At 44.3% G+C, this 15,264-nt stretch carries 11 protein-coding genes; 6 read left to right on the top strand and 5 right to left on the bottom strand.

What is annotated here, in order from left to right; translation table 11 throughout:
• Positions 1-38: 38 nt before the first annotated feature.
• Both QOL44_RS08040 and miaB read right to left on the bottom strand, forming a co-directional pair.
• Entirely contained in the window at positions 39-1,244 is a 1,206-nt protein-coding gene (locus QOL44_RS08040) for an AI-2E family transporter (RefSeq protein ID WP_009060928.1), read from the bottom strand.
• A 136-nt stretch (positions 1,245-1,380) separates the two neighbouring features.
• Positions 1,381-2,775 carry a tRNA (N6-isopentenyl adenosine(37)-C2)-methylthiotransferase MiaB gene (gene miaB, locus QOL44_RS08035; protein ID WP_009060927.1) on the bottom strand — a complete coding sequence of 465 codons (1,395 nt, stop codon included), beginning with the start codon at positions 2,773-2,775 and terminating at the stop codon, positions 1,381-1,383.
• Between the two features lie 198 nt (positions 2,776-2,973).
• Between miaB and QOL44_RS08030 the strand changes: the two genes are divergently transcribed.
• The gene (locus QOL44_RS08030) at positions 2,974-4,113 is read left to right on the top strand and encodes an N-acetylglucosamine-6-phosphate deacetylase (protein ID WP_134373057.1); all 1,140 of its coding nucleotides are present in this window, start codon (positions 2,974-2,976) and stop codon (positions 4,111-4,113) included.
• Positions 4,114-4,118: 5 nt separating this feature from the next.
• On the top strand, positions 4,119-6,395 hold the full coding sequence (purL, locus tag QOL44_RS08025; RefSeq protein WP_228343271.1) for a phosphoribosylformylglycinamidine synthase subunit PurL: 2,277 nt from the start codon (positions 4,119-4,121) through the stop codon (positions 6,393-6,395).
• Between the two features lie 202 nt (positions 6,396-6,597).
• Here purL and tnpA read toward each other — a convergent pair whose 3' ends face one another.
• A complete protein-coding gene (gene tnpA, locus QOL44_RS08020) occupies positions 6,598-7,014 on the bottom strand; it encodes an IS200/IS605 family transposase (protein ID WP_219804493.1) in 417 nt (138 codons plus the stop codon).
• 48 nt (positions 7,015-7,062) lie between these two features.
• Between tnpA and QOL44_RS08015 the strand changes: the two genes are divergently transcribed.
• Together QOL44_RS08015 and QOL44_RS08010 are read left to right on the top strand one after the other, a co-directional pair.
• Positions 7,063-8,154, top strand: coding sequence for an RNA-guided endonuclease InsQ/TnpB family protein (locus QOL44_RS08015; RefSeq protein WP_079199597.1), 1,092 nt, complete (start codon positions 7,063-7,065; stop codon positions 8,152-8,154).
• A gap of 21 nt (positions 8,155-8,175) precedes the next feature.
• Entirely contained in the window at positions 8,176-8,631 is a 456-nt protein-coding gene (locus QOL44_RS08010; RefSeq protein WP_283401172.1) for a zinc ribbon domain-containing protein, read from the top strand.
• A gap of 8 nt (positions 8,632-8,639) precedes the next feature.
• Here QOL44_RS08010 and QOL44_RS08005 read toward each other — a convergent pair whose 3' ends face one another.
• Positions 8,640-10,094, bottom strand: a complete 1,455-nt coding sequence (locus tag QOL44_RS08005; protein WP_009060860.1) for an excinuclease ABC subunit UvrC — start codon at positions 10,092-10,094, stop codon at positions 8,640-8,642.
• A 182-nt stretch (positions 10,095-10,276) separates the two neighbouring features.
• Between QOL44_RS08005 and QOL44_RS08000 the strand changes: the two genes are divergently transcribed.
• Both QOL44_RS08000 and QOL44_RS07995 read left to right on the top strand, forming a co-directional pair.
• Positions 10,277-12,460, top strand: a complete 2,184-nt coding sequence (locus tag QOL44_RS08000) for a protein-disulfide reductase DsbD family protein (protein WP_009060858.1) — start codon at positions 10,277-10,279, stop codon at positions 12,458-12,460.
• Between the two features lie 17 nt (positions 12,461-12,477).
• Positions 12,478-13,251 carry an aminotransferase class IV gene (locus QOL44_RS07995; RefSeq protein WP_009060856.1) on the top strand — a complete coding sequence of 258 codons (774 nt, stop codon included), beginning with the start codon at positions 12,478-12,480 and terminating at the stop codon, positions 13,249-13,251.
• On the opposite strand, the gene QOL44_RS07990 is transcribed toward QOL44_RS07995, so the two are convergent.
• The gene (locus tag QOL44_RS07990) at positions 13,158-15,236 is read right to left on the bottom strand and encodes an NAD(+) synthase (RefSeq protein ID WP_009060854.1); all 2,079 of its coding nucleotides are present in this window, start codon (positions 15,234-15,236) and stop codon (positions 13,158-13,160) included. The genes QOL44_RS07995 and QOL44_RS07990 overlap by 94 nt on opposite strands.
• Positions 15,237-15,264: the final 28 nt, after the last annotated feature.

The raw sequence follows: 15,264 nt of genomic DNA, 5'->3' as shown, positions 1-15,264 counted from the left end.
AAAATTTTTCCATTTTGAGAGGATTGCCAAAGGAAAGTTTATGGCGTGTCCACAAAATCTTTCCAGGCAACCAGGAGCGCAGCGATGATTGTTGGCCCTGCAAAAAGACCCAGCAGACCAAAAGTACTAAGCCCTCCAAGAGTTCCTAGCAGCACCCAATAAAAAGGAAGGTTTACCGCTCCACCGATTAAAACAGGCCTTATAAAATGATCGGCTATAAACAGAACGCTAAAACCGAAAATAACTATCCCAATGGCTTGAATGATCATTCCTTGGGCGATAAGAAAAAGCGCTGCAGTGCAAAAGACTGGAGGAGCTGCAAAAGGAATCATCGCCAGAATCCCCGTAATACCTCCAAGGGTTACGGGATCTGGTAAGCCCACAATGGCATAGGCAATTCCTAATAAAATTCCTTCGCCCAAGCTGACTAAAATCAAGCCATTCACAGTTCCTCGAATGACAGAAACAAGGTGTAAAGCGTACCTTTCTCCAGAAGTGCCCAGAAGCTTGCGGATAAGACATAGAGATTTTTTCCCAAGTATTCTTCCATCCCGGTAGAGAAAGAACAGGGTAAGCAGAGTGAAAGCTAGGACTTCCATCCTATGGATAACTTGAAAACCAATAGTTTTACCCCATCGGAATAAAAACGCTGAATCGATATGAGCCAAGGTCTTCGATGCAGCTTCAGGCGTTGCCAGATTACTATTCCAGCGTATGGTTAACCAATTGCCAATAAAAGGAATATGTTGTAACCACTCGGGAGCAGGAGCCCCTTCTCTTTGTGCATGTGCAATAAATTGGCCGAGGACTATAGCTTCCTGTCCTGCTTTAAACACTCCATAAATTAAGGGACCAAAAAGCAAAGCGCCAACTAGGAGGGTAAAAAGCAAAGAACTAACCCAACTAGGAGTTTTGCGCGGCAGTTTGAGTCTTGCCCAACTATAGAAAGGCCAGGTGGCAATAGCGATAAGGAATGCCCAAGCCATCGCGACAAGAAAGCCGTGAAGAATCCAAAAACCCAACAAGACAAAGAGGACAGAGGCGATGATCCTAGCGGTTTTTTGGTAGGAAGTTGGTGTCATGGCTATCATTGTATTGCTAGGAAGCAAAGATTGTCCAAGATTACACAAAGGTATGTTGAGGAGGTCTTTTCCACTTTTTTTGGGTTCTCTAAGATGTAATTTTCCATATAAAACAAGGGATAAAGCAAAAATCCTTTTTTCTAAAATATTTTCTCTGATCAATCGTAAACTGTAAGCTCTAAGGGATTCTATTGGCGATAAAAATGTTCTTTTCTGTAAGATTTCCCAAATATTTATTTATTCAAAAAGGAAGAAAAATTAATTATTATTGTTGAGTCTCTTTGTTATTTTCCTTTTATTACCTAGCAGAGCTTATCTGTTCTATTTGGTCAGAGGCTGGTTGATCATCGAAGCCAGAAAGTATAGGAATGCCATAGAAGGTGTGACCTGTGGTTTGTAGAATTTTTACTGGTAGCAGTTCTCCTCTCCATCGCTCGTTTTTAGGTATAATGACAAGATGATTGGTCCTTGTCCGTCCCTGAAATTTTTCAGCTTTCTTTTTGCTTTCTCCTTCAACTAAAATTTCTACCGTCTGACCCACAAGTCTTTGCGATTTTTTTAAGGTGATGGCGTTTTGGATCTCTAACAATTGGTAATTGCGCTCAAATTTTATATCTTCGCTCAGCTGCTCCGTCAGATTGGCTGCAGGGGTTCCTTCCCGAGGAGAATATCGAAAAATAAAAGCGTTGTCAAATTGTACTTCTTCAAGTAGTGAGCAGGTCTGAAGAAAATCTTCTTCTGTTTCTCCAGGATACCCCACAATCACATCTGTTGAAAGAGCTATGTCAGGAATCTCTTTCCTTAACTTTTCGATAAGCTGAAGGAACTTTGAACGGGTATATCCTCGGCGCATAGCTTTTAATATTCTGTCGCTCCCTGATTGTACAGGAATATGCACATGCTCACACAGTTGCGGAATTTCTTTAAGAGCTCGGATAAGATCTTCTTTAAAACCAATGGGATGTGGAGAGGTAAACCGCAGTCGTTCTAAAGTTTTTAGGGTACTTAATTGTTCGAGAAGTTGTACAAAAGGAGATTTGCCGTTTTTCCAAGAAAATTCTTTGGCTCCGTATCGATTAACAATTTGGCCAAGCAAAACAATTTCTTTTACCCCGTTTGCTGTAAGGCTTTGCGCTTCTTCGAAAATTTCAGAAACAGGTCTAGAGCGCTCTTCGCCACGGGTTGTAGGGACAATACAAAAGGCACAATGCATGCTGCAGCCTTGCATAATAGAAACATAGGCTACAGCTTGTCTTTTCTTTGCTAAATGTTTGGTGATCGTATTTTGGGAGTTTGCTTCCTCAGAAAGATCTATATAGCATTGCTGCCTTCTTGGATTTCTATAAATTTGATCAGCAATTTCTGCGACTTTATGGAATTTTTGTGTGCCCAGGATAAGATCAATAAAAGGATATTTTTTTGCTATTTCTTCTCCACGGTTTTGTGCCATACAGCCAATAATTCCCAATACAATCGAAGGATTTTTGTCTTTAAGCCCCTTCAGAGAAAGCATCTTATCGATGGCTTTATCTTCAGCCATGGCTCTTACAGAACAGGTATTAATGAGAATGATGTCCGAAAGCTTTTCAGAGGGAGAAATTGTATAGCCCTTTTCAACAAAATCCTGGAGGACCTGCTCCGAATCCCTGACATTCATCTGACACCCAAACGTTTTAAGAAAAACCAATGGCATAATCTTATCTATTTTTGTTCGAAAAAATAATTTTGTTTTACAATAACCTATTTCATAAAAAGCATACCAAGACTGTATAATATAAGGGTATATAAAAAAGAAGCTTTCCGTTAGCCTTCCTTACTTTTATGATCGTAAAAAGAACTTACCACTAGTCAAGGAGTCACTAAATCCTTAGTGCGTCCTCAAAACAATGCCATGAAAATTGAAGCAAGAGATTATCGTAGCGGACTGCCACTGTCAATCAGTATCGAGAAGGGAGTATACAAAAAAATCGAAAGGATACCAAACAGTCATGATTCTCTTTCTTTTCCCTGGATAGCCCCAGGGCTTGTTGATCTTCAAATCAACGGTTTTGGAGGCATTGATGTAAACAGCGAAGGGCTTTCTAGCGAGCAGTTTGAAATACTCTGTCGGAAACTTTTTGAAAATGGCTGCACCCATTTTTTAGCTACCATTATTACTCGTCCTAGAAATAGCTACCAAAAATATCTTCAAAAACTTAACCAGCTCCATTGCGCTTTGCCGCTCAACTGCATTGGCTTTCATTTAGAGGGACCTTTCCTTTCCCCTTCGGAAGGTTCTCGAGGAGTCCATCGAATAGAATGGATGATGAAGCCTGATCTATCCTGGTTGGACGAGGTTATGGAAGCCTCTGGAGGAAAGGTCAAGTTAATCACTATTGCTCCTGAAATAGATCGGGAGCTTTCGATACAATTTATAAGGGAAGCAGTTGCGTTGGGATCGGCAGTAGCTATTGGGCATTCAGAAGCTTCTTGGGAAATTATACAATCTGCTGTCATTGCAGGTGCTAAACTTTGGACGCATTTAGGCAATGCCCTTTCTCCTGTTGTTCCTAAATTTCAGAATGTGCTTCTAGATGTTATTGCCTCGGATCTTCCCTATGCTTCCTTGATTCCAGATGGCAAACATGTGCCTATGGTAGCCTTTCGGGCCTTAACAAAAGCTTTGGGTTCAAGAGTCATCCTTGTTTCTGATGCGATGGCTGGAGCAGCTGCTTCTCCTGGAATTTATCACCTAGGGCATATAGAAATAGTAGTCGATCCTCAAGGTAAAGCCATTGAGAAGCAAAGTGGTCGACTCGGGGGCTCCACGTTACGGCCTTTTGATGGGGTCTTTCTTGCTCATAAAATGACAGGGACACCCTGGTGGGAGTGGTGGGATGCCTATTCGGTGCGTCCCGCCGAAATACTTGGCATACCTCATGGTTTAAAAGAGGGCAATGAAGCCAGTTTTTGTCTATTTGATCTTTCTCCTAGGCCGTTCTTGAGGGAGCTTTACCACAAGGGAAAAAAAGTATATTGTTCTAGCCAATAATGGACATGAAAACATCCAATGAAGGGTTGAGTGCTAAAAATGGTGATCTGCTTGAAGAATTGAAATCCTTTGGGCTTTCCTTTGACGAATATCAAAGGCTTGCCCAGCTACTGGGAAGAGTCCCTACGCGGGCTGAAATGGCTCTGATCGGTGTCATGTGGAGTGAACACTGTTGTTATAAAAGCTCGAAGAGGGAACTAAAAAAGTTACCCACAACAGGCAAGAGGGTCTTGGTTAAAGCGGGAGAAGAAAATGCAGGCGTAGTCGATCTGGGTAACGGATGGGCTGTCGTATTCAAAATTGAATCTCATAATCATCCCAGTGCTGTTGAGCCCTTTCAGGGAGCGGCAACAGGAGTTGGAGGAATATTCAGGGACATTTTTACTATGGGGGCTAGACCAGTCTGCTTTATGAATTCTTTGAGATTTGGGGAGATTCGAGCAGAAAAAAGTACTCAAGCCTCTCACAATGCTTTTCTGCTTCGGCATGTAGTAGCAGGCATTGCTCATTACGGGAATTGTGTGGGAGTTCCTACTGTGGGTGGGGAACTAGCCTTTGATAGCAGTTATGAGGGTAACCCATTAGTCAATGTCTTTTGTCTTGGAGTGGTCAGGGTAGATCAGATCCAGCGGGGTAAGGCTGAGGGGATTGGTAATCCGGTTTTTATAGCTGGATCAAAGACAGGAAGAGATGGACTCAAAGGGGCAGCTTTTGCTTCGCGAAAACTGGAAGAGCAGAAAACCGAAGAACGATATTCTGTTCAGATTGCTGATCCTTTTATGGGAAGGATCTTAATGTCGGCTTGTCTTGAGCTATTTCAGGAACCAGGGGTAGTAGTTGGGATACAGGACATGGGAGCGGCAGGATTGATCTGCTCGACTTCTGAAACGGCCGCTAGAGCAAAGAGGGGTATGGAAATAAATTTGGATAATGTTCCTGTACGTGAAGCAGATATGCAAGCTGAAGAGATCTTACTTTCTGAATCTCAAGAACGAATGCTTCTAATCATCCATAAAGACAAAGTAGACCGAGCAAAAGCGGTCTTCACTAAATGGGGTGTGCCTTTTACTCAAATTGGTCAAGTAATTAAGGAAGAAAAACTTTGCTTTTATCATCGGGGCAGAAAAGCCATAGAGATTTCTCCGGATTTGATCGTCCATCAAGCTCCAGTTTATGAGTTGCCTGCCACAGAGCCATTGATGACAAATCCTTCTTTGCCGCCTTTAGAGAAAATACCGCAACCTATAGATTACAAAGCTTTCCTGTTGGCATTTGCTGCGCTTCCTCAAAATTCCTCTCGAGAATGGATTTATAGGCAGTTTGATTATCTTGTAGGATTGCATGCCATTGAAGGGCCTGGCGCAGATGCTGCCGTATTGAGAGTAATTTTAGGAAATGAGCCGGTCCGCTTAGCAGCTACTTTAGATGGGAATGGACGCTATTGTGGAATCGATCCCTATAATGGAGCAAAATTAGCCGTGGCTGAAGCAATAAGAAATTTGTCAGTGGTAGGAGCTCTTCCTTTGGGGATAACCGATAATCTCAATTTTGCTGATCCTAATAATTCTTTAGTTTATTGGCAGTTTAAAGAGGCGATTAGAGGCATTGCTGATGCGTGTCGGTTCTTTGATATTCCAGTGACAGGCGGCAACGTAAGTTTTTATAATTATTCTAAAGAGGGAGCCATTCTCCCCACACCCGTCATTGGGGCTGTAGGATTGATTGAAAGCGATAAGCCTATCCCCAAACTATCCTTTCAACGCCCTGGAGAGACGATTGTTCTTCTGGGTGGTTGGGGCGAAGGTCTCCAAGGCTCCTTATATCTTCAAGAATGGTTGGGAATAACTGGAAATCAACTTCCCTGGTTCCATTTAGAAGCAGAAAAGAAACACAATGAAGTTTTACGTCTTTTAATTTCAGAAGGATTGGTTTCGACTGCCCATGATCTATCAGAAGGGGGGCTGGCTTTGGCCTTAATCGAGAGTATAGGGAGTGGAAGAAAAAAGCTGGGCTGTTCGATTGTTTTCCCAACCAATCGTAGGCTTGATGAGCTGTTGTTTAACGAAGCTGGCGCTAGAACAATAGTTTCGGTTCCCAAAAATAAACTGTCTCAAGTTCTTTGTAATTGCCAACATAAAGGACTAGAAGCGGTCGTTATAGGAGAAGTTCTTGAGGATTATGTCCTAAAGTTACACTACGGAGCAGAAAGCATCGAACTAAAAGGGACAGAGATCGAAGAGTCTTGGAAAAATGGGCTTGATGCCCTCCTCTCAACAACCTGAGGCTATGGATGAGGGTTGCGCTACAATAGAAGGGCACCAATAGCCAATTGGTAACCAAGGCTTAACTCGTTCTCTCTACACACAATAACTGGCCCCGACTGTAAAACTTTTCTTCTTTCCACCCAAGCAAAGGTCACACTACCCTCTCTGGCGGCCAGTGCTCCAGCCAGAGCTTTGGGCTTGGATTGTGGTGAAGGCCGCCCTATTCCGGCGTTTCTTGCCGTTCGATGTGCTGTTTGAGGACGGTTAATGGGGCGCCCCCGCACGTGATAACGCAGTAGGAACGGCTCCAAAGAACTGCCTTACGATAGAAACGGGCGACCGTTGTGGCAAACTCTCTGCGGAGAAGTCTGGAAGAAGTTGTCTTGAGATTGTTCAGGAAGCGGCTGAGTCCAAGATTTGGTGGCAACGCAACCAGCAAGTGAACGTGGTCAGATTCTCCGTTGCACTCAAGCAGCTGTCCGCCCCATCCATCCCAGCTCATTTCCGCAATAGCACGCAACCGGTCAAGCATGGGGCGGGTAAGCGCCTTGCGGCGGTATTTTGTGACAAGAACTAAATGGTAGTGCAGCGCGTAAACGCAGTGATGCAGAAGGTGCAAACGCACTTGACCTGTCATTACACTAAATGATAGACCATATTGCTGGCCACTGTCCAGCGTCGCCTCATGATGATCGCATCACCCGCTGGTCTTCCCGTTCTGGGCCCGGTCGAGCGCAAGGTCACCTACCGGCTCTATCCATCCAAGACCGTCCGGGATGAGCTTTTGCGGACTCGCTGGGTCCATTGCTTTCTCTGGAACCTAGCTTTGGAGGAGCGCAGGCGGGCGTGGAAGGAGGAAAAGCGGCGCATCGGTTTCGCCGAGCAGTGCCGATGGCTCACCGAGCTCCGTTCCTGCAGCGCGCTTCTCGCCTCGATCAATGCTCAATCCGCCCAGGTAACGCTCAAGAGGTTGGATCTCGCCTTTCAGGCGTTCTTCCGCCGCATCCGGCAAGGCGAAAAGCCGGGATTCCCGCGTTTCAAGCAGGCAGGGCGATTCAGCGGTTTCGGCTTCAAGCAGCACGAAGGTGACTGGCGGCTGATCGCCAGAGAGCGAAGCGCTCACCTGAAGCTTCGTCTCTCCGGCATTGGGGAGATCCCGATCCGGGGCAAGGCCCGTACTCCCGGAGAACCCAGGACATGCGAGATCTTTCTTTCCGGCGGCCGATGGCATGCGTCGGTCACGATGCGCTGCCGGCCGGCGCGGGAGCATGGCTGTGGAGCCGAGGCTTTCGACCTGGGCACGGAGCGGTTCCTGACTAGCGCCAGGTTGGAGCCGGAAAAGAGCGAGCCGGACGTTTCCGAGGTCGCCAATCCGCGCCATCTGCGCAAGGCGCTTAAGAAGCTCAGGAAGCTCGGACGGACGATCTCCCGCAAGATGGAGGCGGCGATCCGCAAGCAGGGGAAACGGAAGGGATTTCGCATTTCCAAGAGGTTGCGCAAGCAGTACGAGCTGCTCGCCCGGATGCACGCCAAGGTGGCGAACGTCAGGAAGGATTTCCTGCACAAGCAGAGCGCCGCGATGGTGAGACGCAGCGGACTGTTGATCACGGAGGAGCTGGAGCCGAAAAGGATGACGGCTTCGGCCCGGGGCAGCCGGAAAAAGCCCGGGAAACGTGTGCGGCAAAAAGCCGGGCTGAATCGAGAGATGTTGGACGCATCGTTCGGAGCTTTCGGGGCGATGGTCGGATACAAAGCGGAAGAGGCTGGTATCGGATAGCTGGAAGCACAGGCGAGGACGTTGAAGCCAAGCCAGAGATGCCACCGATGCGGCGGCGTCGTGGAAAAGACCCTCGGCGACCGGTGGCATGAGTGCGCATGCGGAGCGTCCTGCCATCGGGACGAGAACTCGGCGCTCGGGCTTCTCGACTGGGGCTTGGCGAAATGGGAGAAGGACCACGGCTTCGCCTTTCCAGGGCCGAAGGTCGTTGTATACGGAAAGGAATGGACGGGAACCGATCCATGCGTGGAGCGGGAAGCTCTGGCCGGATGGAACCTCGCTGCGGGCTGGAAGTCCGCGAGCCGAGCATACTCCGGTGAAACTGCCCGCAGGGAAGCGCGAAACTCCATCCCAGAGCCCTCAGGCTTGGATGGAGTAGTTCATAGCTTAGAAATGGGTCATAGTGAATCGAAGACAGAGGAAAAGAAGAAAAGCGATAAAAAAGATAAAATTTTTTCTAGATGGATCTCCTATTGACCATTCAATCAATTTCGTGAAGCAAGAAAAGAAAAGATTTTTTCTGCAAGTTTTCTCCCAATTCCTTTAACAGCTGCGATTTCTTCCATAGTAGCCTTTCTCAGTCTATCTACAGAGCCAAAAGATTGAATGAGTAGTTTTTTTCTGTTTTCACTCACCCCAGGACATTCATCGAGAATGCTTTCTTTCATTCTTTTCTTTAAGAGCAGTTGGTGATAGGCATTGGCAACCCGATGGGCTTCATCTCTGATTCTTTGGAGTAAGCGTAAAGCCCCACTGCTTTTATCAAGGATAAGGGGCTCAGAGCATCCGACCCGGTAGATTTCTTCATTTTCTTTAGCAAGTCCAATCAAAGAAAGGTTACTTAATCCAAGAGAATCTAACGCTTTCAGTGCGCTCGAAAGCTGGCCTTTGCCTCCATCGACAATGATAAGATCGGCTAGTTTTCCTCCCTCCTCGAGGATCCTTTTATACCTTCTTCGGATGACTTCTTCCATGCAGGCAAAATCATCTTGTCCAACAACCGTCTTAATTCGGTATCGCCTGTAGGAAGAACGGTCAGCTTTTCCCTCTCGGAACAAAACCATCGAAGCCACTTTGTGCAGTGAAGAAATGTTAGATATGTCGAAGCATTCGATGATCAGTGGGAGTTTAGGAAGAGAGAGAACAGTTTTTAGTTCTTCTAAATCTTCGAGTGGAGAAAGGGCTTTTGGAAGCTGTTTGGCAAAACGTCTGGTCGGCTTTGTTGTTTGTTCCAAGGCTTCTAATAAATCTCTTAGTTCTGCAGCTTTTTCAAACTCTTGAGCCCGAGCGGCTTCCTCCATTTTTTGCCGTATTTCCTTAATCATTTCTTTGGACCGGCCTTCAAGAAATTCACAGGCTTTTTGAACCCTTTGATAGTATTCAGCCTGATTCACTTTGCCTATGCAGGGTGCCGAACAATTTTTTATGATATGGTCCAGGCAGTGTTTGTAGTCTTTTTCGGTAGGAATCACCGCTGAACAGGAACGGAGGCCAAAGTTTTTTTTCATTAAATTAAGTGTGGTTCTCAATGCACCAGCACTAGCGAATGGACCAAAATATCTCGCATTGTCTTGTTTTTTTAAACGCGTAATTTGAAATCTCGGGAATGGTGTGTTTAAATCGACTTTGACCAACAAGAACCGTTTATCATCTCTAAAGCTTATGTTATACCGTGGCCTAAATTCTTTAATCAGTCTTCCTTCTAAGAGTACAGCTTCGGCTTCCGAATGAACGCAGTAAAATTCAAGATCGGCAACAGCCTCGATCAGAGCTTTTAATTTTCTATCCCCACTAAATTTTTTCGATGGATGAAAATACTGGCTAACCCTTTTATGAAGATCCACGGCTTTGCCGACATAAATAATCCGATTGAGCTTGTCTTTAAAAAGATATACCCCAGGTTTGTGGGGGAGTGTTCTGATTTTTTCTTGCACCGACATAGCCTATTGTTTAAAACCTCCCGTAACATATTAAAATAAAAAGCGTTTTTGTTTTATTCCCATATAATTTAAGCCACTTTTAAAAAGAGAGGGCATTATTTTTTTCCCTGTTAGCAGCGAATATGATTAGTTCTTTTATAAAAGAATGGTTAAACTTACTTGTCACAAATTTTATGCCTTAGATGAAAGCTTGTTATTGTAGATCGTTGTGCCTTTTTTTTCTCTTTATTTTTTATTATTCCTCAACTGCTTTAGCGGCAACATCGAACGTGGCTAGAAGCAAGCATGTCGAGGCTAGTCTTTTGTCTGAACTTGATGCTGTGGCTCCGGGTAGTCATTTCTATGTGGCCCTTCGACTGAAAATGGATGAGGGCTGGCATACTTATTGGTTTAATCCAGGAGATGCTGGTTCGGCTACTAAAATCGATTGGGCTCTTCCTGCTGGATTGCATGCAGGGCCGATCCAATGGCCAAGCCCAAGTGTTATCTCGCTGCCTCCTCTTACTAGCTATGGATATGAAGGAGAATGTTGGCTTTTGATACCTATGGATCTGTCTCAGGAGCAGCAGGTGGGCTCTACCGTAACTCTGAAGGCTAATGTCCAATGGGTCGAATGCGCACAGAGTTGCCTTCCTGGAAGTGCAGATCTCACATTGACCTTGCCTGTTGAAAATAGTCCAAGAGTTGATGAAACTTTGAAAGAAAGCTTTCAAAAGGCTAAATATGAAATTCCCCGTAGTCCTCCCTCTTCAATAGAAATAAGCTTTTTAGCCTCGGAAAAAAATCTTACCCTCTTTTTTCAAAATAAAACCGGCAAAGTCCTTAATTTCGAATCCGCTCATTTTTTCCCTTATCAGAATGGAATTATTCAATATTCTGCTCCACAGCAGATTCGATTACGAAAAGAAGGAATCTCGCTGGAAATAGCACGTCCCAGTAACGCGGGAGCAGTTACGGAGCCTTTAAGTGGGGTATTCACAGCAAAACTTTCGGATTGGAAAGGTATTGAAAAAATTAATTGGGATATTCGAGCTAAAAAATTTATTTCACCTAAAACTGAAACGCAAAAAAAAGAGGTTCCATTTTATTTCAACAAAAAATTTTTTTCTTATTTAGGCCTTGGTTTTATTGGTGGACTAATTCTCAATCTGATGCCCTGTGTGTTGCCGGTGATTTCTTTGAAAGTCTTAAATTTAGTAGGTGCGGCTAAGGAAGAGGGAAGTTCTTCCATAATTCATGGGCTTTTGTTTGTATTGGGCGTACTGAGTTCTTTTTGGATTGTTGTAGGGTTGTTAATTTTTTTAAGAGAAAAAGGATTAGAGTTAGGGTGGGGTTTTCAACTGCAATCGCCACCGTTCGTTGCTTTTATGGCTCTTTTCTTTTTCCTTATTGCTTTGAACTTACTGGGAGTCTATGAGATTGGCCTCTCTTTGATATCAGCTCAATCTATAGTTGAAAAGGCAAAGGGATATTTAGGCTCATTCTTAAATGGGGTTTTAGCAACCTTAGTGGCCTCTCCTTGTACAGCTCCATTCATGGGATCGGCCATTGGTTTTGCCCTTGCACAACCCCCGGTTGTCATTGTCCTGGTCTTTACATCGCTTGGCTTGGGTATGGCTTTTCCCGTTTTTTTGTTGTCTGTATTTCCAAGCCTCTTGAGACTACTGCCAAAACCAGGGCCATGGATGGTTGCTTTTAAACAGTTCCTTGCCTTTCCAATTCTTGGTGCGGTGATTTGGCTGATTTGGGTTTATGGAAAACTCCGAGGAATTGATGGAACATTGGATATTTTAGTGGCGTTGCTTTTTATCGGCTTAGGCTCTTGGATTTATGGTAAATTTAGTACTCCCTTTCATCCTCTTGGAGTGCGAGTTGTATCATCCCTCCTTGCATTGGCTATCCTTTCCAGTAGCTTTTATTATGCAGTTGTCGAAACGGAGCGGCTTTTTGCACTGAAAACGGCTAAAAAAGAGGATTGGATCCCCTTTTCGGAAGCTAAATTAGAAGAATATAAACAGCAGGGAATTCCTGTTTTCGTTGATTTTACCGCTTCTTGGTGCCTTACCTGTCAGGTGAATAAAAAGATAGCATTGCAAAATCCAGCAGTGAAGAAAAAGTTTGAAGAAGTGGGTGTTGTGAAGATGGAAGCGGATTGGACCAATCGAGATCCAAAAATTACTGAAGTTTTGGAAAGCTTGGGAAGAAGTGGGGTACCAACCTATGTCTTTTATGGTGTCGATTCCTCCTCGCCCATCCTTTTGCCAGAAGTCATTACTCCCAACATGCTTTTGGATGTGTTGAACAAAATCGAAAAAGCCAAAAAACAGAAAGAAGCACAAACGAAGAGCGAGGAGTATTTTCAATAGGCTTATTCTATCTACTTATGAAACTGCCTATCGCTTTTTCTCCTGGTTTCGGAGTTTTTGAAACTCTTCGGGTAGAAAATGGAACGGCATTTTTTGTTGAAGAACATTGGAGAAGTCTTTTGGAAAGTGCAAAAACACTTGGGCTTAGCCCTAAAATAGATTTCCGCCATGGCAGCCTTCATTTACCTAAAGAAGCAAGTGGGAAATGGCGATGGATTGTTGGACCTAGAGAAGAAAAAGAGTTTTTTGAGCCTCTTCCTATTGAAACCAAAAGGGGCTTTTCCTTGGAGATTTCAGAGGTTAGGGTTGGTTCACGAAATTGGGACAGTAGGTTAAAAACATTAAGTTACCTTTCCCACTTTCAAGCGAGGCTTTCAGTCAATGCTGATGAAGCGATTCTATTAAATGAGCAGGGGCACGTGGTTTCTGGAGCGATGAGTAACATTTTTTTTGTGAAAAATAACAAGGTTTTTACTCCCTCTTTGCAGACAGGATGCCGCAATGGAGTAATAAGACAGTGGGTTATGTCGCAGATAGATGTGGCAGAAGCACATTTTGGTCCAGAAACTCTCCAGGCTGCTGATGAAATTTTTCTAACCAACAGCTGGATAGGCATTAAACCGGTTGTGCGCTTCGAAAGCAAGATTCTGAAGAAAGGAAGGATCACCACTGTTCTGGAGGGACTGTTGGCTGACACTTACAGCTTGCTTAAGAAACTTTCTTCGGAATCGGGGATCCGTTCCCAATCCTTTAACCAGGGGAGAGAAGAACTATCCGATGGGGCTCGGTAGTCACTTCTTGGGCTCAGGGAGCCTCCAGAGCCAACTTTAGGAGCATTAGCTATGCAGCTTCTTTTAAATTGGCTCATTCGGAAAAAGCGGTCAAGGAAGACTCTTAACCAGTGTTTTATTTGATCTATCCTATAGGCTTCCTTATTTCCTTCGATTTCTGGCCAATGACCCCTATTCTGATCATGCCATGCAGTCCATGCTAAAAAGGCGGTCTTTGTAGGTAAATACCCATATCTTAACGTATAGTATAGATGGAAGTCTTGGAGGTTATAAGGCCCAATCTCTTTTTCGGAACTTTGCAGAAATTCCTGACCATCTTCTCCAGGAATAAGTTCAGGACTTACAATCGTATCAAGGACTTCGTTGAGAACAATACTCACTTTTTGGCCTAGCTCCTCCTTTTTGGAAACCCAGCGAACAAGAAATTTTATAAGAGTCTTAGGGACACTGGCATTGACATGGTAATGAGCCATATGATCGCCCACGCCATAGGTAGACCAACCTAAGGCGAGTTCGCTTAAATCACTTGTGCCAACGACCAATCCCTTTACTAGATTAGCAAGCCTGAACAGATGATTAGTACGTTCTCCCGCCTGAACATTCTCGAAGGTAATGTCATAAAGCTTTTGTCCTTGGGCAAAAGGATGGCCGATGTCTTTAAAAAGCTGCATGCAGCTAGGCCGAATGTCTATGAAATATTCTTCAGAACCAATGGCTTCAATAAGTTTGCGAGCTTGCTCGAGTGTTTTATTGGTCGTTGCAAAGCCAGGCATGGTGCAGGCTACGATGTTTTTTCGTGGTAATCTTAATATGTCCATTGCTTTCGCACAAATAATGAGAGCATGCGCAGAATCGAGTCCTCCGGATACTCCAATGACCACTTTAGAAATCCCCGTAGCTCTTAATCGCTGGACAAGTCCCTGAGTCTGAATAGAAAAAACTTCCTGGCATCGTTGATCCCTTGTCAATGGATCAGTTGGAACATAGGGAAAGCGTTCCAGTTCTCTTTCCAAAAAAAGGGAGCTATCTTTTTCCCTCACAAGGGAAAAAGATAGGGTTTTGAATGCTTCAATCTTGTTACGAAACTCCAATTTTGTTTGTCCAAAACTATTTTGGCGCATCCTATCTGCTTGGAGCCTATCCAGATCAATCTCGGCAAAGATAATCTGTGATTCATAAGAAAATCTTTGAGTTTCTGCTAGCTTAGTCCCATTTTCGTAAATCAGCCCTTCACCATCCCAGGCAAGATCCGTTGTGGATTCCCCAAATCCAGCTGCACTGTAAAGGTAAGCGGCAATACACCTTCCAGATTGACTGGCAACAAGGAGTTTTCTGTAGTCGCTTTTGCCAATTGTCACATTGGAGGCCGAAAGATTCACTAGAATAGTAGCCCCGGCCAGGGCTGCAAAAGAGGAAGGGGGTAGGGGTACCCAGAGATCTTCGCAGATCTCAATTGCCATTTTAAATAGAGGCTGTTCTTCCCACTGGAAAATCAGATTGGTGCCAAAGGGAATCTCCGATTGGCCTAGTAAATCAATAGATTTTTCGGTTGCAAAAGAAGCTTGAGAAAACTGCCTTGGCTCGTAAAACTCCCGATAGTTGGGAAGATAACTTTTGGGGATGATGCCCAGTATTTTTCCTTGACAAAGAAGAACGGCACAATTGAAAAGGAGCTGATTGACTTGTAAAGGAAGCCCCACGAGCAAAAGCATAGGAAAGGAAACCGAGGCTTCGAGAAGTTTTGATAGGGCTTTTAGGGAACTATCAAGCAAGGCCGATTGATGAAACAGGTCTTCACAGGAATAGGAAGAAATGCTTAATTCTGGAAAGACGACGAGCATCGATTTTTTTTGAACCGCTTTTTTGCTCAGTTCAATAATCTGCTCAATATTGTAAAATGGATCTGCGACTTTACCTACGGGGATAGCTATAGCTACTCTTACAAAGTTGTGATTATAAAAATTAAAAAAATTATATCTTTCCATTATTAAAATATTTTTTGATTATCTAGGA

The organism is Candidatus Methylacidiphilum fumarolicum (genome assembly GCF_949774925.1).
Taxonomy (GTDB): Bacteria; Verrucomicrobiota; Verrucomicrobiia; order Methylacidiphilales; family Methylacidiphilaceae; genus Methylacidiphilum; species Methylacidiphilum fumarolicum.
Note: the sequence above shows the minus strand (reverse complement) of the source record. Positions and strands in the feature narration are given on the sequence as shown.